Here is a 20,067-nt window from a genome sequence, read left to right as displayed (position 1 = left end):
TCCGGGTTGAGGGCCAGGCCCTCAGCTCGCTGTCTGCAGCGCGTCCACCTGCTCGCTCAGTTCCAGCCAGCGCAGTTCCTTCTCTTCCGCCTCGTCGCTGATCGCCTTCAGGCGCTTGCCCGCGTCGACGATCTGCGCTGGCGGGAGCGTCCCGGTGGCGAGTTCGGCCTCCAGCTTGTCGCGCTCCGCATGCAAGGCCTTGAGGCGGGCATCGATCTGCTCCATCTCCTTGCGCAGCGGTCGGGTCTGTTCCGCCACACGCTGACGCGCCTGGCCGGAAGCCTTGCGGTCTTCGCGCTTCACGGGCGCCGAAGCCGGCGCGGGTGCCACCGGAGCCGCCACGGGCGTCGGGGCGGCCGCCACTGACTTGCCACCGGCCGCAGCGGCAGCGTCACGCTTGGCCTGTTCCCGGGCCAGCTTGGCCGCTTCCTTGGATTGTTCCAACAGCCAGCGCTGGTAGTCGTCCAGGTCCCCGTCGAACGGCGCGACCTTGCCCTCGGCCACCAGCCAGAATTCGTCGCAGACCTCGCGCAGCAGGGCCCGGTCGTGGCTCACCAGCATCACGGTGCCTTCGAACTCGTTCAACGCCATGGAGAGCGCTTCGCGGGTCTGCAGGTCCAGATGGTTGGTCGGTTCATCCAGCAGCAGCAGGTTGGGGCGCTGCCACACCAGCATGGCCAGCACCAGCCGGGCCTTTTCGCCGCCGGAGAGGCTGCCCACCGCCTGGTTGACCATCTCGCCCACAAAGCGGAACTGGCCGAGGAAATCCCGCAGCTCCTGCTCACGCGCGGAGGGGCTGACTTCCTTGGCCAGCCGCACCATGTGCTCCAGCGGGCCTTCATCGGGCCGCAGCACGTCCATTTCCTGCTGCGCGAAGTAGCCGATGGAGAGGCCCTTGCCTTCGGTGATGGTGCCGCCCAGCGAGGGCTGCATGCGGGCGATCGTCTTCACCAGCGTGGACTTGCCCTGCCCGTTGGCGCCCAGGATGCCAAAGCGCTGACCGGCCAGCACGGAGCGGTCGATGCCCCGCACGATGACCTTCTGGTCGCCTTCCGGCGCATCCGGCGTGAGATAACCGACGGCCACCTCATCGAACATCAGCATCGGATTGGGCAGGTTCAGCGGCTCACGGAACGAGAAGCTGAAATCTGCCGACGTCAACACCGGCGCGAGTCGTTCCATCCGCTCCAGCGCCTTCACCCGGCTCTGAGCCTGCTTGGCCTTGCTGGCCTTGGCCTTGAAACGGTCGATGAACTTCTGCAGGTGGGCCATACGGTCCTGCTGCTTATCGAACGCAGCCTGCTGCAACACCATGCGCTCGGCGCGCATGGCTTCGAAGGCGGTGTAGTTGCCGCCATAACGGTGCAGCTTGGCCTCGTCCAGATGCAGCGTGACCTTGGTGATCGCGTCCAGGAATTCGCGGTCATGGCTGATGATGATCAGCGTGCCTTCATAACGCTGCAACCAGGCTTCCAGCCAGACCAGGGCGTCCAGGTCCAAGTGGTTGGTGGGCTCGTCCAGCAGCATCAGGTCGGCCGGGCACATCAGCGCGCGGGCCAGTTGCAGGCGCATGCGCCAGCCGCCGGAGAAGCTGTTGACGGGGGCATCCACCTGCGCCCCCTTGAAGCCCAGGCCCATCAGCAGGGCCTGCGCACGGGCAGGGGCGTCGAAGGCACCAGCGTCCATCAGCAGGCCGTGGGCCTCGGCGATGGCGTGGCCGTCGTCTTCGTCCTCGGCCTTTTGCAATGCCGCACGGGCGGCCATCAGGCGGGTGTCGCCCTCCAGCACGAATTCGGTGGCCGGAATCTCGGTTTCCGGCATGTTCTGGGCCACTTCGCCCACAGCCCACTGGCGCGGGATCTCGACATCACCCTTGTCGCTGTGCAGCCGGTCGGTCAGCAAGGCAAACAGGCTGGACTTGCCGGCGCCGTTACGGCCCACCAGGCCGACCTTTTCGCCGGGTTGCAGGGTGACGCTGGCATCGTCCAGCACCACCTTCGTGCCACGCCGCAGCGTGATGTTTCGTAATGTGATCATCGTGCGGCCACCAGTGCCATCAAAGCGCTACGGGTCAGCAGCAGGACCTGGTCCTCGCCGGCTGACGTTTCCAACCAGGCGGCCTCCAGGCGCGGGAACGCGGCCTCGAAGAACGCCCGTTCATTGCCGATCTCCAGCACCAGCACGCCGTGCTCGGTGAGGTGATCCGGCGCCCGGGCCAGCAACTGGCGGATGAAGTCCATGCCATCCTCGCCACCGGCCAGGGCCAGTTCGGGCTCGGCGCGGTATTCCAGCGGCAGCACCCCCATGGAGGCGCTGTTCACATAGGGCGGGTTGCACAGGATCAGGTCATAAGCGCCATCGGCCGGTGCCAGGCCATCGCCCTGGAGCAAGCGGATGCGTGCGGCCAGCGCATGACGGTCCACATTGATGCGGGCCACGGCCAGTGCGTCCGTGCTCAGGTCGATGGCGTCCACCGAGACCTCCGGCCAGGCCATGGCCGCCAGCACAGCCAGGCTGCCATTGCCGGTGCACAGGTCCAGCACGCGGGTGGTCTCGTCGGAGAGCCAGGCGTCAATGGTGGCATCGGCGATCAGCTCCGCAATGAAGCTGCGCGGCACGATGCTGCGCTCATCCACATAGAACGGCACGCCCTGCAACCAGGCTTCCCCCGTGAGGTAGGCCGCCGGCTTGCGGCTCACGATGCGCTCCTGCACCAGCGCCTGGGCCTCATCCGCCGCAGCGGCGGGCACCTCGTCACTGGCGTGCTCATCCAGGGCTTCCAGCGGGATGCCCAGTTTCCACATCACCAGCCAGGCGGCCTCGTCAAAGGCGTTGGTGGTGCCATGCCCAAATGAAACGCCCGCCTCATGGAGGCGGGCGGCCTGGGCCTCAATCAATTCCAGCAGCGTCACAGCAGCAAATGCTCCAGCGTGCGGCGGTAGATGCGCGCCAAGGGGGCGATCTGGTCCAGCGGCACATATTCGTTGATCTTGTGGATGCTCGCATTGAGCGGTCCGAATTCCACCACCTGCGGGCAGATCTGCGCAATGAAGCGGCCGTCCGAGGTGCCTCCGGTGGTGGAGAGCTCCGTCGTCACGCCGGTTTCCTCGGCGATGGCGGCACTGATGGCCGCCGAGAGCGTGCCCACAGGGGTGAGGAACGGTTGGCCGGAGAGCGTCCAGTCGAGGTGGTATTCCAGGCCGTGCTGCTCCAGCAGCGTCTGCACGCGTTCACGCAGGCTCTGGGGCGTGGACTCGGTGGAGAAGCGGAAGTTGAAGTCCACCACCAGCTCGCCCGGGATCACATTGCCCGCGCCGGTACCGGCCTGGATGTTGGAGATCTGGAAGGTGGTGGGGGGGAAGTACGCGTTGCCGGCATCCCATTGCAGGGCAGCCAGTGCGGCCAGCGCCGGTGCGGCCTGATGCACCGGGTTGCGCGCCAGGTGCGGGTAGGCCACATGGCCCTGGATGCCGATCACGCGCAGCCGGCCGGACAAGGAGCCGCGGCGGCCGTTCTTGACCGTGTCGCCCAGCCGTTCCACCGAGGTGGGTTCACCGACGATGCAGAAGTCCAGCCGTTCGCCGCGCTCCCGCAGGCGGTTCACGCAGACGACGGTCCCGTCCCGCGCCGGGCCTTCTTCGTCGCTGGTCAGCAAGAAGGCAATGCTGCCGGCATGGGCGGGATGGGCGGCGACGAAATCTTCCACCGCCACCACCATGGCCGCCAGCGAGGTCTTCATGTCCGCTGCGCCGCGGCCATACAGATGGCCGTCCCGCACCGTGGGCACAAAGGGGTCGCTGGTCCAGCGCGCCAGTTCACCGGTGGGCACCACGTCGGTGTGGCCGGCAAAGACCAGGCGCGGCGCAGCGGCCGTGCTGCCGTCCTTCACCGCCCAGAGGTTGTGCACGTGGAAATCGGCCGGGCCGCTGTCCATCCGCTCCAGGGTGAAACCCAGCGTGGCCAGTCGGTCGCCGATCAGTGCCAGGCAGCCCGCGTCATTGGGCGTGACCGAGGGGCGAGCGATCAACTGCTCCAGCAGGGCCAGCGTACGGTCCTCCACCTCGGAGGGCAGGGCGCCGGGCACCGAGAGGGGCGGGGAGTGGGGAGCTACGGCCATGCGTTCCTTCAAGACGACCGGGCGCTTCAGCCGGGCTGCACGTCCAGCGTGATGGAGGTGAAGCTGGCTTCGTCCGCCGCCGGCTCTTCCTTCTTGGCGGCGCCTTGCTGCTTGCCGCCGGCCATGTCGTTTTGCAGACGCCACAACAGGTTGGTCGGCGAGTCGGCAAAGGCCAGGCCTTCTTCCCGGGTGATGGCGCCGCTGTTGATGAGTTGGGCGAAGTGTTCCTCGAAGCTTTGCGAGCCTTCGGCGATGGATTTTTCCATCGCTTCCTTCACCCCGGCGAAGTCGCCTTGCTCGATCAGTTCGGAGATCAGCTTGGTGTTGAGCAGGATTTCAATGGCCGGCACCCGGCCGCCCTGGGTGGAGCGAAGCAGACGCTGCGACACCACTGCCTTCAGGCCGGCACCCAGGTCATTCAGCATGGCCGGACGGGATTCCGGCGTGTAGAAGGACATGATCCGGTTGAGCGCGTGGTAGCTGTTGTTGCCGTGCAGCGTGGCCAGCACCAGGTGGCCGGAGAGAGCGTAGGAGATCGCGGCCGTCATGGTGTCGCGGTCCCGGATTTCGCCGATCAGGATGCAATCGGGCGCCTGGCGCAGGGCGTTCTTCAGGGCCACCTGCAGCGTGGCCGTGTCCCGGCCCACTTCCCGCTGGTTGACCAGCGAGCGCTTGTTGGCAAAGAGGTATTCCACCGGGTCCTCGATGGTGAGGATGTGCCCGGTCATGGTCTGGTTGCGGTGCTCCAGCATGGAGGCGAGCGTGGTGCTCTTGCCGGTGCCGGTGGCGCCCACCATCAGGATCAGCCCCCGCTTCTCGGTCACCAGCTTGCCCAGGATGGTGGGCAGGCTGAGGCTGTCGAGCGAGGGGATGACGTGCGGAATGTGGCGGAACACCGCCGCAATCGACCCACGCTGGCGGAAGCCGGACAGCCGGAAGCTGCCGACCTTGGGGATGGAGACCGCCAGGTTGAGCTCGCCCGTCTGTTCCAGCTCGGCCAGATGCTGCGGGTCGATGACTTCGGCGATGAGCTGCTTGGGCTGGGCGGGGGTCAGCAGTTGGTCCGACACCTGGACCATCTGGCCGTTGATGCGGATCAAGACCGGCATGTTGGCCGACAGATAAGTGTCGGACGCTCCCTTTTCCGCCATCAGGCGGAGGATCCGCTCCATGTTTCCCGTGCTCATGTGTCCCTTCCCATCTGGCCAGCGGCCGAATCCGCGATTATCGAATTTGTATCAGCCGCCGCCAGCCCTCGGGATGAAAAAGGAGGTAACTCAGGCGCGCAGCAGGTCGTTGATGCTGGTTTTTGCACGTGTGCCGGCATCCACCTTCTTCACGATGATCGCAGCGTACAGGCTGTACTTGCCATCATTCTTGGGCAGGGAGCCGCTGATGACCACCGAACCGGCCGGAACGCGGCCATAGGTCACGGTATCGGCTTCGCGGTCGTAGATGGGGGTGCTCTGGCCGATGTAGACGCCCATGGAGATCACCGAGTTTTCCTCCACGATCACGCCTTCGACGATCTCCGAGCGGGCACCGATGAAGCAGTTGTCCTCGATGATGGTCGGGTTGGCCTGCAGGGGTTCCAGCACGCCGCCGATGCCCACGCCGCCGCTCAGGTGGACGTTCTTGCCGATCTGGGCGCAGGAGCCCACGGTGGCCCAGGTGTCCACCATGGTGCCTTCATCGACATAGGCGCCGATGTTGACGTAGGAGGGCATCAGGATGACGTTGCGGGCCATGAAGCTGCCGCGACGAGCGACCGCCGGGGGCACCACGCGCACGCCGGTGGCACGCAACTGGTCGGCGCTCAGGCCGCCGAACTTGGTGGGGACCTTGTCGAAGAAGGTCATGTCGCCAGCGCCCATCTGGCGGTTGTCATTCAGGCGGAAGGACAGCAGCACGGCCTTCTTGACCCACTGGTGCACGGTCCATTCGCCCACGCTCTGGCGTTCAGCCACGCGCAGGGTGCCTGCGTCCAGGGCGGCCACGACCTGATCCACGGCCTGGCGAACTTCCGGGGCGTTGGCAGGATTGAGGTTGGCGCGGCCTTCCCAGGCCAGGTCGATGATGGATTGCAGGTCTTGCGTCATGGCAGTTGGTCGATGGAGGGTGGTGGGGAGCGACTCGGCCTCACGGGTGGCCAGACGAAGCGTCGGGCCTGCGCGGAGCCGGGGCGGTGAATGACGAGGTTGAAAATTGAAGCCGGGTCCGGCGCCGCATCAGGCTGCCCGGGTGCCAGCCTGCGGGAACCGGCTGCGGGTATAGGTCACGATGCGCTGCGCGGCTTCCAGGCACTCCGCCTGTTCAGCCACCAGCGCAAGACGGATCCGCCCGGCGCCCGGATTGACGCCATGGGCCTCGCGCGCCAGCAGGCTGCCCGGCAGAACACCCACATTGTATTGAGCCAGCAGGCCTTGGGCGAAACCGACGTCGTCGCCGTCCGGCACCGCGGCCCAGAGATAGAAGCCGGCGTCGGGCAGCGCGACGTCCAGCACCTCGGCCAGCAAAGGCGTCACGGCAGCGAACTTGGCGCGGTATTGGGCGCGGTTGTCCACCACGTGGGCTTCGTCATTCCAGGCGGCGACGCTGGCGGCCTGGACGATGGGGCTCATGGCGCTGCCGTGGTAGGTGCGGTAGAGCAGGAAGCGTTTGATCCAGGCGGCATCGCCGGCCACGAAGCCTGAACGCATGCCGGGCACATTCGAGCGCTTGGAGAGGCTGCTCAGGGCAATGAGGTTGCGGAAGTCCGGCCGGCCCAGCTGGACAGCCGCCTGCAGGCCGGACAGCGGGGCCGCGTCCGGGCCTTCACGGAAGTAGATTTCCGAATAGCACTCGTCCGAGGCGATGACAAAGCCGTAGCGGTCACTGAGCGCGAACAGGGTCTTCCACTCGGACAGCGGCATGACCGCGCCCGTGGGGTTGCCGGGGGAGCAGACATACAGCAGCTGGGTGCGGGCCCAGGTGGCTTCGTCGATCTGCGACCAGTCGGCAGCGAAGTTGCGCTGCGGGTCGGAGTTGGCGAAGGCGGGGGTGGCGCCGGCCAGCAGGGCGGCACCTTCATAGATTTGATAGAACGGGTTGGGGCAGACGACCGTCGCGCCGGGGCGGGTGGGGTCGATGACCACCTGGGCCAGGGAGAAGAGCGCCTCCCGGGAGCCGATGACCGGGAGGATCTGGGTGGCCGCGTCCACGTCCAGGCCGTAGCGGCGCTGGATCCAGCCGGCGATGGACTCGCGCAGGGCGGGGTTTCCGGCGGTGCTGGGGTAGTTGGAGAGCCCCTTGAGGTTGGCGATGAGGGCCTCTTCGACCAGCTTGGGCGCCGGATGGCGAGGCTCGCCCAGGCCGAGCGAAATGTGGCGCAGGTCCGGGTTGGGGACGATGTCTTGCGTCAGGGCGCGCAGGCGTTCGAACGGGTAGGGGTTCAGGAGCGCCAGGCGAGGGTTGACCGGGGTGGTGGTCGACAGTGCGGCTGGGGTGGCAGTCATCCCGGGATCATAAGAGCGGCAGGTGAGTGGCTGGACGGTTGCTGTGATGATGGGCTTACTTGACTCGGCAACGTTGGGTTCACCTTCCGTTTACCGAGCCCTTCGTCGCGCCCCCCCCATCGTGGCCCCAACCGCCCCCCACGCGCCCCCATCCGCCTCCACATCGACCGCCCTCCAACAGCGCCCACCCTAGTTTTCGAGTGAAAACCTGAAACGGTACAGAAACGGTGCGTCCGGACATTCGCGACCTGTCGTTAAAAAACCGGAAAAAAATGAAGCACTTGAGACAAGGTCTGCTGGGAGCCCTGATCCTGGCATTGGCGGGCTGCGGTGGTGGCTCCGGAAGTGGGGGTGGCAACACCAACAGTGGCAATGCCGCAGAGCAGCGGCTGACCACCGCGCTGGCCGCTGGCGACCCCAGTGGCCTCACCAGCGAGGACACGGCCACACTGCTGGAACGCGCCATCGCGGAGGCAACCAGCCTGCGGCAGTCCGAATCCAGTGTGCTGTCCGCCATCTACGGCGACGGCGGTGCGGTGACCGACGTGTCACTGAACCTCACGACCAACAGCGCCACGATCACCCCGCTGAGCTCCACCACGGCCGTGGGCCATATCAAGTCCGACAACGGCGCCGGCATGGCCGCCGTGACGGTCTACGGCAAGGGGCGCGGCATGGCCTACGGGGCTGACGTGCTGCAGTGGATGGCCGGCACCGCCAAGGAGCAGCAGCACTACCCGATGTTCCTGCGCGGCTTCAAATGGCTGATGACCGGCAGCGGCAGTGCCGCTCTGCCCACCACCATCAAATACGCCACCGCCGGCTACACCGCCAGCTACGTCAAGAACTTCATCACACGGACTGGCGCCACCGGTGAGGCGGTCGACTGCGCCGTGGCCGACACCAGCAATACCTGCTGGAACAACGCCGACCTGATCGTGTTTGGCAGTGGCGTGACCGCCAGTGCCGCCCTGACCGCCCAGGTGCAGAGCTACCTTCAGGCTGGCAAGGCCGTGATCTACATGCACCCGGGCTGGGGCCAGTCCGAGGGGGGCTCGCAGGTGCTGGCCGGGCTGGGCATGAAGCTGGGCGGTTACCCGGGCAACTACTTTGCGTCCGCCGCTGGTGTGTCCGTGTCCAGCGGCCGGACGGCCGCCGACGTGCTCGGCGCCAAGACCACCCTCAGCCAATTGCTCGGTTCCCTCAAGCTGCTGCAGGCCAGCACCCTGTCGCTGGACCTGAACACCGACAGCGCTGCACTGACGCCATTCAGCAGCATGCTGGGCGAACTGGGCAACCTGCAAACCAGCAGCGTCAACATCTTCAATGACGACGCCCGCTTCCTGCTCTACCGCCTGCTGGTCCTGTGGGCTGACCAGCAGCGCCCCACCGTGGCCTATGGCCGGTTGAGCCGCAGCGATGCGGTGGCATTCACCAGAACCTATGCCACGGACGCGTTCCAATGGTTCGCGCGCAGCGCTACCAAGGCCGCCACGGCCGGGCAGGGCGACTACATGCCGGCCAGCGCCCAGACACTGAGCCCGAGCACCGCATTCGAGGAGATCCAGCTCACGCTGCCTCAGGCCAGCGGCACCACCCTCATCGGCCGCGGCGCACTGCCGGCACAGGGGGTGCAGATCGAGGTGGTGGAGGCAGCCGGCGCCACGCTGGGCGTGCAGACGAGCTACCTGCGCACCTGGGGCAATCCGCTGACCGAGTCTGGCGACACCTATGCCCGGCCGCTGCGCCCGCATTCCTTCAAAATTCCGCTGAGCACCACCGGCGCCACGGCATTCGTGTCGCCCAACGGCGGCCCGCTGATGCTGACCTACAGCGGCGCCACCGCCAACAGCGTGGTGAAGATCCGCGTGAAGGGCGTGACCCGCTATGCCCACTTCGACTATGCATCGACCATGAGCGATGCCGAGGTCGCGGACGCCGTGGCGGCGCTCAACGCCGGCACCTACGGCTGGCAGACGACCAAGGTGGTGGGGGGCGAGATCCAGCAGATCATGGCCTACGCCAAGAGCACCATCGGCAGCCTGTCTCCCGCCGTCTACGCCAATACGCATATCCGTGACGGGCTCTTCATGAGCAACCACATCACCAACGGCTACAACGACGCGGGCTTGACCACCAAGGTCAGCAGCTTGTGCGGCACGCTCAACTGGACCTGCAACGGCAGCGTGCATGACGCGCCCTCGGTGCAGCACTTCGTGGGCTGGCTCGCCGCATGTGGTTACCTTTGCTCCGGCAACCCGATTGACGGCGCCGCCGGCATCGGCCTGGGCTGGGGCTATTCGCACGAGTTGGGCCACAACACGGTTCAGCGTGTGATGCACATCGTCCCGGACGGCACCACCGGTTGCACCACGGAGTGCGACAACAACATCCTGGCCAGCGCCACCGCCTTGCGTGCCTACGCCTTGCTGGGGATGGACATCAGCAGCGGCCACCCGCTGGACCATGCGGGCCTGTATGCCGCCGTGAAAGCCAACCGCGCCACGGGCCTGAGTGGCGACGCGCTGATTGCGGACCAGACCACCCGCGTCTGGAACAACAGCAGCCAGGACATCATGCGCCCGGTGCACTTCCAACTGGCCTTCCTGTTCACCAAGTACCGCAGCAGCCTGGCCCAACCCACCATGGAAAGCACGCTGGACTACTTCAGCCTGCTCACCAAGGGCGACCGGCTGGTGAGCAAGACCTTCACCACGGCCGCCGCCGCCAACTACGGCATGGGCCGCTACGCCACCAACAGCATCACCAACCAGGACCTGCTGTATGTCCTGAGCTCCAAGATCATCGGGCAGGACCTGCGCAAGGTGTTCTGGATGTACGGCCTGTCGCTGAGCGACGCGGCGCTGGGTTCCATCGCAGACCTGGGTCTTCCTGTGGCGCCGCGCAGCTTCTATGCGTTGCCCGCGGGCAAGCACAACCAGTTGGCAGCCGGCCAGTGGGTGGATGTGGAGAGCAGCCTGCCGGCCTGGCCGTATTGAGCTTGGGGAAACCGATGCATAACGCCCGCGAGGCGTAATGCGGGGGGCGGGGGTTGTGCAGCGTTTGTGCTGGGGCGCCCTAGAGCCAGTGGCGGCAACTTGGGGCGCCGCAGTGGCAGGCGAGGCGCCCATCGTGATGGGTGAGGCCGTAGTCCACGGTCAACTCCTCGCCCGTCGCGATGTCGCGCAGTGCGAGGAAGCTGATCTCGCCGTGCTCCACCTGGATGCGGGCATTGGGCGCACAACTGTGGTTGGTGAAGCGCATGGCGTCCTGCGAGCGGCTGGCGTCAATGGCACGTGCGGGGGAGAGTTCCACCAGCATCAGCCGCCCGCCGGCTTGCGCCCGGCGCCGGGCCTCCGCCACGGTGATGGACTCACCGGTCAGCAGGCCCAGCCGCCGTCCTGACGCGATGGCTTCCCCGGCAAAGACGCCGTAACCATCAATCCGGCTGCGCTTGAGCGCCACGGCAACATCCGTGTGGCTGGGGTCGAAGCGCAGGGCCATCAAGTACCTGACGGGTGCGGGATCAGCGCAGCAGCCCCGACTCAAAGCTGTGCGACGGGATGTCCACCGCCGGCAGCGGCTTCCAACCCTTCTTGCGGTGCTCGGCCACCACGTTCGTGTAGATGCCCCCACGCACGTACCACTTGGCCGTGATGCGGATGTAGCGCGGGTTGGTGACCTTCACGATGTCGTCCAGGATGGTGTTGGTCACCTTCTCATGGAACGCACCCTCGTTGCGGTAGCTCCAGAAATACATCTTCAGGCTCTTCAGCTCCACGCAGTACTTGTCCGCGATCATGTCGATCGTGAAGTGCGCGAAGTCGGGCTGGCCGGTCAGCGGGCAGTGGCAGGTGAACTCGGGCACCTGGAACTGGATCACATAGTCACGTTCGGGCGCCGGGTTGGGGAAGACGTGGATCTCCTTGCTCGGCTTGCTCGGCGGGTTGGGCGGCATGTCGCGCATCTTGGGCTCGGCCGCGGCGGCAGCGGTCGCCTTGCGCGGGGCCTTGGCGGATGCCGTGTTCGGCGACTTGTTCAGGGGCTTGGCGGGTGTGGTCTTGGCCATGGGTATTTGTCAGGGAAAAAGCGGCTCACCGGTCGGCCGGCATGTGCAGGGCGCGATGGTATCATCCGCGGCAAATCAAGCGCCCCTTTCAGGGGCGTTTCCACAATCAAATCAAAGGCTTAGGTCGCACAATGTGGGTTGACACGGTGTGCAGTGACATGTTGCGCGGTGACATGTCGTGCGGTGGCAGGTGCGACCGGGCCGGGGCCACGGTTCGAACGATCCGATGCGACTGAACTCGATCAAGCTCTCGGGCTTCAAGTCCTTTGCCGACCCCACCAACTTCCAGTTGCCCGGCCAACTGGTGGGTGTGGTGGGCCCCAACGGCTGCGGCAAGTCCAACATCATGGACGCCGTGCGGTGGGTGCTGGGAGAAAGCAAGGCCAGTGAGCTGCGTGGCGAGTCCATGCAGGACGTGATCTTCAACGGCTCCGGCAACCGCAAGCCCGCCAGCCGCTCCAGTGTGGAACTGGTGTTCGACAACAGCAGCGCCCGCGCCGGCGGCCAGTGGAACCAGTTCACCGAGATCGCCGTCAAGCGCGTGCTGACCCGTGACGGCACCAGCAGCTACTTCATCAACAACCAGCCGGTGCGCCGCCGCGATGTGCAGGACGTGTTCCTGGGCACCGGCCTGGGCCCGCGCGCCTACGCCATCATCGGCCAGGGCACCATCAGCCGCATCATCGAGTCCAAGCCCGAGGAATTGCGGATGTTCCTGGAGGAGGCCGCCGGGGTCTCGAAGTACAAGGAACGCCGCCGCGAGACCGAAAACCGGCTCAAGGACACCCGCGAGAACCTGACCCGCGTCGACGACATCCTCCGCGAGCTGAACAACAACCTCGAAAAACTGGAACGCCAGGCCGAGGTCGCGGCCAGCTACCGTTCGCTGCAGGACCAGGGCACGCTCAAGCTCCACCAGTTGTGGTTCCTGAAGCACCGGGACGCCTCCGGCGAAGCCACCCGGGTGAAGACCGAACACGCCGAAGCGGTGAACGCGCTCGAGGGCCGCATGGCCGAGCTGCGCCACCTCGAAGCCGAACTCGAAACCATTCGCCAGGCCCATTACGCCTCGGGCGACGAGCTCCATGCCGCCCAGGGCCGCATGGCCGAGGCGCAACTGGAAGTCAGCCGCCTGGAAGAGCGGATCCGCTACGTGGTGGAAGGCCGCCAACGCCTCGAACAACGCCTGGTGGAACTGCAGACGCAGAACCAGCAATGGCAGGAACGCGCCGAGCAGGCCCAGGGCGAGCTCGATGACGTGGCCAGCCAGATTGCCCAGGCGGAGGAACAGAGCGAGATCCTGGCCGCGCAGGCCGAGGATCAGGCCATGAAGCTGCCCGAGGTCGAGGACCAGATGCGTGCCGCCCAGGCCCGTGCCAACGAGCAGCGCGGCCATGTGGCTCAGGTGCAGCAGCAGATCCAGGTGCTGGCCGCCGAAAGCCGCAGCGTGGACGAACAACTGCGCGGCCTGCGCGGCCGCCGCGACCGCCTGGCCCAGGAGCGCCAGGGCCTGGCCGCCCCCCAGCACGAGAAGCTGGAAGAGATCAAGGCACTTTCCGGCGCCGCGGACGAGCAGCAGGCCATTGCTGACGCCCGCCTGGCCGAACTGGCCGAAGCCGTGCCCGTGGCGGACGAGCAGCGCCAGCAAGCCCAGCAGGAAGCCCAGTCCCAGGCGGCCCGCCTGACCGACATCGCCGCCCGCCTGGCCGCCTTGCGTGCCCTCCAGGAGAAGGTCCAGACCGAAGGCAAGCTCAAGCCCTGGCTGGCCCGCCACGGCCTGCAGGACCTGCCCGGCCTGTGGACGCAACTGCACGTCACCCAGGGCTGGGAAAACGCCCTCGAAGCCGCACTGCGTGAGCGCATGGGGGCTCTTTCCGTCGGCCGCCTGGAGACGGTGCAGGCCTTTGTCCAGGACCCACCCCCGGCCCGCCTGGCCTTCTACGCTGCGCCGCAGGGCGAGATCAGCAACACGCACCGTGCGCTGTCACCGCTGACCGACCTGCTCAAGCTGGAGTCCGCCGGCCTGCGGGCGCTGATGAACGACTGGCTGGAAGGCATCTACACCGCCGAGTCCATCGCCCAGGCGCTGGCCGACCGGCCCAAGCTCAGCCATGGCGAGGTCATCATGACCCGCGAAGGCCACGCGGTCAGCCAGTTCGCGGTGAGCTTCTACGCGCCCGACAGCGAAACCGCCGGCCTGCTGGCCCGCGCCCAGGAGATCGAGCAACTGGCGCTGGAGCAACGTGCCCAGACGCTGATCAGCGACGAAGCCCGCGCCCAGGCCATCCGCGCGGAAGCTGCCTACACGGACGCCGCGCAGCGCCTGGCCGTGCTGCGCCGCGAGGCCACCGAGACCCAGTCCCGCGCCCACCAACTGCAGGTGGAGCTGCTGCGCCTGGCCCAGCAGACCGAAGCCGCCGTGGCTCGCCGTGCCCAGCTGGACGAGGAACTGGCCGACATCGATGCCCAGAATGAAGGGCTGATGGAGCGCCGCATGGAAGGTGAGGCCCGGTTCGAGGAACTGGACCAGCAACTCGCCACCACCCAGGAGCGCCACGCCGAGCTGGACGAATCCGTCATCCAGGCCGAACGCAAGCTGAGCGAGGCGCGTGAACACCAGCGTGTGCTGGAGCGCCGCGCCCAGGAGGCAGTGTTCAGCGCCCGCGCGCTGGCGGCCAAGCGCGGTGAGCTGCAGCGCAGCATTGAGACCTCGCGCCAGCAGGTCCAGGTCAATGAGCAGACCATCGAGAACATGGGCCGCGAACGTGCGGAACTGGACGATGCGGCTGCCCAGGCCGGCCTGCAGGACGCCTTGGCGCTGAAGGTGGAGCGCGAAGGCGCCTTGGCCACCGTGCGCGCCGCCTACGACGACCTGAGCCTGCGCCTCAAGCGCGGCGAGGAGCAGCGCCTGGGCATCGAGCGTGCGCTGGAACCGATGCGCGAACGCATCACCCGGCTGCAACTGGATGAACAGGCCGCCGCCCTGGGCGGCCAGCAGTTCATGGAACAGCTGGTGGCCGCGAACGTGGAGCTGGAAGCGCTGGCCAAGACCATCGAGGACGGCAGCGTGAAGCTGTACGGCCTGCAAGGCGAGATCGACCGCATCAACCGCGAGATCGCCGCGCTGGGGGCCGTCAACCTGGCCGCTCTGGACGAGCTGGGCGCGGCCCGTGAACGCAAGACCTTCCTGGATTCCCAATACGCCGACCTCACCGACGCGATCAACACCCTGGAAGACGCCATCCACAAGATCGACCTGGAAACCCGCGATCTGCTGGCCTCGACCTTCGAGCAGGTGAACGACCATTTCGGGCGCATGTTCCCCAGCCTGTTCGGTGGTGGGCAGGCCAAGCTGGTGATGACGGGCGACGAGATCCTGGATGCCGGCGTGCAGGTGATGGCCCAGCCGCCGGGCAAGAAAAACAGCACCATCCACCTGTTGTCCGGTGGCGAGAAGGCCCTCACGGCCATCGCGCTGGTGTTTGCCATCTTCCAGCTCAATCCCGCGCCGTTCTGCCTGCTGGACGAAGTGGATGCCCCGCTGGACGATGCCAACACCGAGCGCTATGCCCGCCTGGTGGCCGAGATGAGCAAGATCACGCAATTCCTGTTCATCTCCCATAACAAGATCGCCATGGAGATGGCCAAGCAACTGATCGGCGTGACGATGCAGGAGCAGGGCGTCTCCCGCATCGTGGCCGTGGACATGGAATCCGCGCTGGCCATGGCGGAGCACTGACACGGATGAATATCGGGGCCGGGAGCGGAACTTGGAGACAATGACGCAATGACGACCGACTGGAGCCTTACCTCCTTGCTGGCCGCCCTGGGGGGCGTGGTGCTGGTGGGTGTGCTCGCCCAGGGCTGGTGGAGCGCCCGCCGCGCCGGCCCGCGCCGTGCGGCACCGCCGCCCGCCCAACCGGACCGGCAGGAACCCAGCCTGGCGAGTGCGGCCGCCGCCGCCGGCAACGGCGCCACCGCGCAGGACCCGCTGCCGGACCTGCGCACGCTGGACGAAACCGTGCCGGCCGTGGCCCGTGCCCGCAAGAATTCATCGCGCATCGATGCGCTGATCGACGCGTTGGCCACCGTCACCCCCGAGGGGCCCATCAGTGGCGAAATGGCCTTGTCCCACCTGCCGGGCAGCCGCCGGGCCGGTACCAAGCCCTTCCATATCGAAGGGCTGAACAGCGCCAACGGCGAGTGGGAGCTTCCGCAGCCCGGCCAGCGCTACAACGAGTTCCAGGCGGGCCTGCAGATGGCCAATCGCAGCGGAGCGCTCAACGAAATCGAATACTCCGAGTTCATCCAGAAGGTACAGGGCTTTGCTGACGGCCTGGGCGCGATGGTGGAGTTTCCCGACATGCTGGACGTGGTGGGCCGCGCGCGTGAACTGGACCAGTTCGCCGCCAGCCACGACGCCCAGCTGGCCATCCAGTTGCGCGCCAGGGGAGCCGCCTGGACGCTGGGCTTTGTGCAGCAGGGCGCCCTGCGCCATGGGTTTGTGCCGGGTTCCATCCCCGGCCGCCTGGTGCTGCCCGCCCCGGACGAGGGGGCCCCACCGGTGCTGGCGCTGCAGTTTGATGCGCAGGCCGCGCTGGCGGATGACCCTCAGACCTCCTCGCTGCGGGAAATCACGCTGGCACTGGACGTGTTGCAGACACCCGAGTCGCTGGAACCCTTTGCGGTGTGGCAGGAATCGGCGCGCCAATTGGCCAAGGACTTCGAAGCCGACATCTGCGACGACCGGGGCCAGGTGCTCAATCTGCATGCCTTCCAGGCCATCGGGCAGGAACTCGCCACGCTGTACAAGGCGCTGGCGTCCCGGGATTTGGCGGCCGGTTCACCGGTGGCGCGGCGGCTGTTCAGTTGAACTGAAGTCGCTGTTGCGGCTGTTCCCGCTGTTGCCCTTGTTGGCGGTGCCGGCAGCGTTGAGGGCTCAGCCTTCAGCCCTCAGCCTTCAGCGCCTAGGGCCGAGGCACGGCGTCACGCCCGTCGTCACGCCCATCACTTGCGCTGAGCGGATTCGTGGCGGCCCGGTCCGGGTCGCTGCCAGCGCCCTGCAAGGCCTGCTGAATCAGTTGCTCCCCCGACGCGTCAATGTCGTGCAGGGTGCGCGCCAGCGCCCATTGCGCCTGGTTGCGCCTTGTCGGGTCGGCGATGCGGTGCACCAGATCGATGGCTTCCTGCGGCGCCTGCCGTGCGAGTTCGTCCTGCGTGGCGTGTGCCGCAATGGCGGCGTCCAGCGCCACGCTGACACCTTGTGCGCGTATCCAGGCACGCGCTGCGGAGCCATCCATGGCGAGCCACCGGCTCAGCGACTCTGTCAGCAAAGCGCGGCCCGTGTCGGTGGTCAGCATGCTGGCAAAGACGGTGGCGGAGCGAGGGTCCTGATGCGCCCAGCGGTCGTTGACCAGGGCCATCAGGTCGGTATTGCCGGCGCCGGAGACCGATGAGGCCGCTGCGCCACCGGCACCCCCCGACCCACCGGCGCCGCCAGCGCCGCCAGCGCCACTGGCCGCCAAGCCCGCGCCCCGATGGGCGGCCCAACTCGCGGCTTGCGCAGGCGCGAACTCGGACCATTTCGTCACCGTGGCGGTGGTCCAGGCGTCTCGCAGCGATGCAGTGAGCGGCGCGTTCTCGAGGCCATTCAGCACCAGCGCAAATTCCCGCCGCTGCCAGAGAGGCTCCAGCAGAGGCTGCACCAGGGCTTGCGCCCAGCCCGGCCGCTGGGAGGCCAACTGCAGCGCATGCTGCCAGGCCGCTGACGGGTCCTGGCGGAGTTCCGCCGCGAGCAGGGCCTGCCACTGCGGCAAAGCGTCTGGAGAAGCGCCCGGCAAGGCGGTGGGATCCAGGCCCGCGCGCTCAAGCCCGGCGGTACCGGAGGCGCTTTCCGCGCTGGCCGAGGCTGGTGAACTCCCCGCAGCGGTGGGTTCGAACAACAGCGGCGCACCCGGGTCTGGCGTCTCGCTATGCAGCATGGTCCATGCCGCGACCGGTGCCAGACCCACCACAGCCCAGAAGGTGTAATGCTTGATGCTCATGGGAAGCTCCTGGGTGTGGCGTTCATGGTGCTTTCAAATCGGCGGCATCATGTGCGCCACCTCATGTCCGCTGCCTCTGTCGGCCGCCTCATGTCGGCTGTCTCATGTCGGCCGTCTCATTTGAAGATGCAACTACGGGCGATATTGCTGGCACTGGTGTCCTTGCCCGGTTCGCTGCCCTTGCCGGTGCCGACATAGGTGTCGCACTTGGTCTTGGAGCCGGAATACACCAGGTCGGTGATGGTGGTCACGTCGTACTGGCCGGCGATGCCGGACTTGCTGTCGTAGCTGCTGTTTACCCCGATCACTGCCGCATTCACCGTCCCCAGGCGCACGCCGGTGATGGTCGATTTGCGAGCGTACTGCGTGGAGCAGTTGCCGCAGGAGCGATAGAGCTTGCCCACGTTGTCGGCGTAGAAATCGGAGATCACCAGGGTGCCGTCGCCGTTGTGCTGGAACACCTTGTCCGCCGCCTTGAAGGCCGCGCCGCCGGAGATGGTCAGCTTGCTGGTGACGCCGCTGAGCTTGATGGCCGTGGCGGCGTCCTCGCCCACATCGGCCCAGTAGACGTTGGTGATGTTGCACACCCCATAACAATGCACGCCATCGGCGCCGCCTGCGGCGAGGTTGGTGCCGGTGCCCAGCGACCCGTCGCCGATGACGACGTTCTTCACTGTGGCCCCGTTGTTCAGCTTGAACATCGGGATCTGGCTTTCGCTCTGGGTGCCCTTCATGTTGGAGGCCGTGCCGACCAGGCAGACCCACTTGCCGTAGACGGCGGTACCGTCCCAGGTGGCCCCGGCGGCGACTTCAATCGTGGCGCTGACGTTGACCTTGGTGCAGCTGGGCACCGACCGCACGCCGGGGGCGGCATGGGCCGGCGCGGGCGCCAACAGCATCCAAAGGGCTGCCAGCGCAACCATGGCGTGCAACACCTGCGCCAGCGCGCTGAACGACATACGTTCCAAAGACCGTTCAATCAATCGGTTCATGTCTATACCTTCCAGGTGGTGATGGGGGAATCACCCGGGGAGTGGTAGCGGGGAAGATGAGTCGCGATTGGCCGTCAGGACCAACCTGCCCGATTGAATGAAGGTCAGGTGCCGCTGCCGCGCCCCGCGCAGGGGGGCCGGGCAGGGATTGACCGGGGGCGGGCCGAGGTCCGGCCCGCCTGCCGTCTTGTCTGCTGTCTGTCTATTTGTCTCCCTGGGCATGGCCATTGTGAGGATGCGGGCGCGGCACGGGCAGCTGTAAGAGCTTGCAGGGTCGGTGTGCATGCCGTGTGCCGGTGCGGGCTGCCGGCGCTTTCCGATCTGGGCGCGTCATTTGCCACCCGTTCCGGGCCGGCGCATCCCCGAAGGTCGGCATTTGTCCCGCGTCCAGGAGCCGCCAGCATGCCGACGTCCCGTTCCGCCCCCTCCGCCAAGGCGTCATCGCCGCGCAAGTCCGGCCGCAAGGCCTCGCCGGCCCCGGCCGATGATGACGCCGCGCCCGGGCCGCGCCGCGCCATCTGGAAGGGGGCGATCAGTTTCGGGCTGGTCCACGTGCCAGTGGCGCTGTACCCGGCGACGCGGGAAGAGGACGTGGACTTCGACTGGCTGGACAAACGCACCCTGGACCCGGTCGGCTACAAGCGCATCAACAAGCGCACGGGCCGCGAGATCGACAAGGACCAGATCGTCAAGGGCGTGCGCCAGGACAACGGCGACTATGTGGTGCTCAGCGACGACGAGATCCGCCAGGCCTACCCAGCCACCACCCAGACCATCGACATCGAGACGTTTGTCCCGGCCGACCAGATTTCCTTCGTCTATCTGGAGCGCCCCTATTACCTGGCGCCACTGGGCAAATCCGCCAAGGTCTATGCGCTGCTGCGCGAGGCCATGGCGGACGCCGCACTCATTGCGGTGGCGCGCATCGTGATTCACAACAAGGAACACCTCGCAGCCTTACTGCCCGCGGGCCCGTCATTGATGATCGGCCTGATGCGCTGGGCGAACGAGATCCGTCCGGCGGACGACCTGTCACTGCCGGCGGCCGGCAAATCGGCGCATGGGTTCAAGCCGGCCGAGCTGAAGATGGCCCGTCAACTGATCGACGAGATGACTGGCGACTGGCGCCCGCATGAGTATCGGGACGAATTCAGTGCGGCGATCCGCACGCTGATTGCGCGCAAGGTCAAGGCGGGTGAGTCGCAGTCGGTGGAACCGCTGGAAGAGGCACCGCCCCAGAGCGAGGGCAATGTGGTGGACCTGACCGAGTTGCTGAAGCGCAGCCTGGGGGGCGGCCGCAGCCAGAAGAAACCGAAGACTGCCCGGCGCGCTTGATCGCCATGGAGACCCC

14 protein-coding genes are annotated in these 20,067 nt (G+C 66.8%); 4 read left to right on the top strand and 10 right to left on the bottom strand.

The window, feature by feature from the left end; all coding sequences use genetic code 11:
• Positions 1-21: 21 nt before the first annotated feature.
• From BMY53_RS11980 to dapC, 6 genes are all read right to left on the bottom strand, one after another.
• On the bottom strand, positions 22-2,037 hold the full coding sequence (locus BMY53_RS11980; RefSeq protein WP_092946711.1) for an ABC-F family ATP-binding cassette domain-containing protein: 2,016 nt from the start codon (positions 2,035-2,037) through the stop codon (positions 22-24).
• Entirely contained in the window at positions 2,034-2,912 is an 879-nt protein-coding gene (prmB, locus tag BMY53_RS11975) for a 50S ribosomal protein L3 N(5)-glutamine methyltransferase (protein ID WP_092946710.1), read from the bottom strand. Before prmB ends, BMY53_RS11980 begins: the two co-directional genes overlap by 4 nt.
• Complete coding sequence (gene dapE / locus BMY53_RS11970) at positions 2,909-4,117, bottom strand: succinyl-diaminopimelate desuccinylase (protein WP_092946709.1); 1,209 nt, start codon at positions 4,115-4,117, stop codon at positions 2,909-2,911. Before dapE ends, prmB begins: the two co-directional genes overlap by 4 nt.
• A gap of 26 nt (positions 4,118-4,143) precedes the next feature.
• The gene (locus BMY53_RS11965; RefSeq protein WP_092946708.1) at positions 4,144-5,304 is read right to left on the bottom strand and encodes a PilT/PilU family type 4a pilus ATPase; all 1,161 of its coding nucleotides are present in this window, start codon (positions 5,302-5,304) and stop codon (positions 4,144-4,146) included.
• A gap of 90 nt (positions 5,305-5,394) precedes the next feature.
• Positions 5,395-6,216, bottom strand: a complete 822-nt coding sequence (gene dapD, locus BMY53_RS11960) for a 2,3,4,5-tetrahydropyridine-2,6-dicarboxylate N-succinyltransferase (RefSeq protein ID WP_092946707.1) — start codon at positions 6,214-6,216, stop codon at positions 5,395-5,397.
• 129 nt (positions 6,217-6,345) lie between these two features.
• Positions 6,346-7,611 carry a succinyldiaminopimelate transaminase gene (gene dapC / locus BMY53_RS11955; RefSeq protein WP_092946706.1) on the bottom strand — a complete coding sequence of 422 codons (1,266 nt, stop codon included), beginning with the start codon at positions 7,609-7,611 and terminating at the stop codon, positions 6,346-6,348.
• Between the two features lie 272 nt (positions 7,612-7,883).
• Between dapC and BMY53_RS11950 the strand changes: the two genes are divergently transcribed.
• Complete coding sequence (locus BMY53_RS11950; RefSeq protein ID WP_092946705.1) at positions 7,884-10,610, top strand: ImpA family metalloprotease; 2,727 nt, start codon at positions 7,884-7,886, stop codon at positions 10,608-10,610.
• A gap of 79 nt (positions 10,611-10,689) precedes the next feature.
• Here BMY53_RS11950 and BMY53_RS11945 read toward each other — a convergent pair whose 3' ends face one another.
• Positions 10,690-11,115 (bottom strand): SET domain-containing protein, encoded by a 426-nt coding sequence (locus BMY53_RS11945; RefSeq protein WP_092946704.1) that lies wholly within the window; start codon positions 11,113-11,115, stop codon positions 10,690-10,692.
• A gap of 22 nt (positions 11,116-11,137) precedes the next feature.
• Complete coding sequence (gene queF, locus BMY53_RS11940; RefSeq protein WP_092946900.1) at positions 11,138-11,569, bottom strand: preQ(1) synthase; 432 nt, start codon at positions 11,567-11,569, stop codon at positions 11,138-11,140.
• Positions 11,570-11,906: 337 nt separating this feature from the next.
• On the opposite strand from queF, the gene smc reads away from it, so the two are divergent.
• Both smc and BMY53_RS11930 read left to right on the top strand, forming a co-directional pair.
• The gene (gene smc, locus BMY53_RS11935) at positions 11,907-15,419 is read left to right on the top strand and encodes a chromosome segregation protein SMC (RefSeq protein ID WP_092946703.1); all 3,513 of its coding nucleotides are present in this window, start codon (positions 11,907-11,909) and stop codon (positions 15,417-15,419) included.
• 48 nt (positions 15,420-15,467) lie between these two features.
• The gene (locus BMY53_RS11930) at positions 15,468-16,553 is read left to right on the top strand and encodes a cell division protein FtsZ (protein ID WP_092946702.1); all 1,086 of its coding nucleotides are present in this window, start codon (positions 15,468-15,470) and stop codon (positions 16,551-16,553) included.
• A gap of 94 nt (positions 16,554-16,647) precedes the next feature.
• Here BMY53_RS11930 and BMY53_RS11925 read toward each other — a convergent pair whose 3' ends face one another.
• Both BMY53_RS11925 and BMY53_RS11920 read right to left on the bottom strand, forming a co-directional pair.
• Positions 16,648-17,724, bottom strand: coding sequence for a hypothetical protein (locus BMY53_RS11925; protein ID WP_092946701.1), 1,077 nt, complete (start codon positions 17,722-17,724; stop codon positions 16,648-16,650).
• Positions 17,725-17,840: 116 nt separating this feature from the next.
• Positions 17,841-18,716 (bottom strand): pectate lyase, encoded by an 876-nt coding sequence (locus BMY53_RS11920; RefSeq protein ID WP_092946700.1) that lies wholly within the window; start codon positions 18,714-18,716, stop codon positions 17,841-17,843.
• 402 nt (positions 18,717-19,118) lie between these two features.
• Between BMY53_RS11920 and BMY53_RS11915 the strand changes: the two genes are divergently transcribed.
• Positions 19,119-20,051: a non-homologous end joining protein Ku gene (locus BMY53_RS11915; protein WP_092946699.1), complete on the top strand. Its 933-nt coding sequence runs from the start codon at positions 19,119-19,121 to the stop codon at positions 20,049-20,051.
• Positions 20,052-20,067 lie beyond the last annotated feature (16 nt).

The sequence above is a fragment of the Roseateles sp. YR242 genome (genome assembly GCF_900109745.1).
Classification (GTDB): Bacteria; Pseudomonadota; Gammaproteobacteria; order Burkholderiales; family Burkholderiaceae_C; genus Roseateles.
Note: the sequence above shows the minus strand (reverse complement) of the source record. Positions and strands in the feature narration are given on the sequence as shown.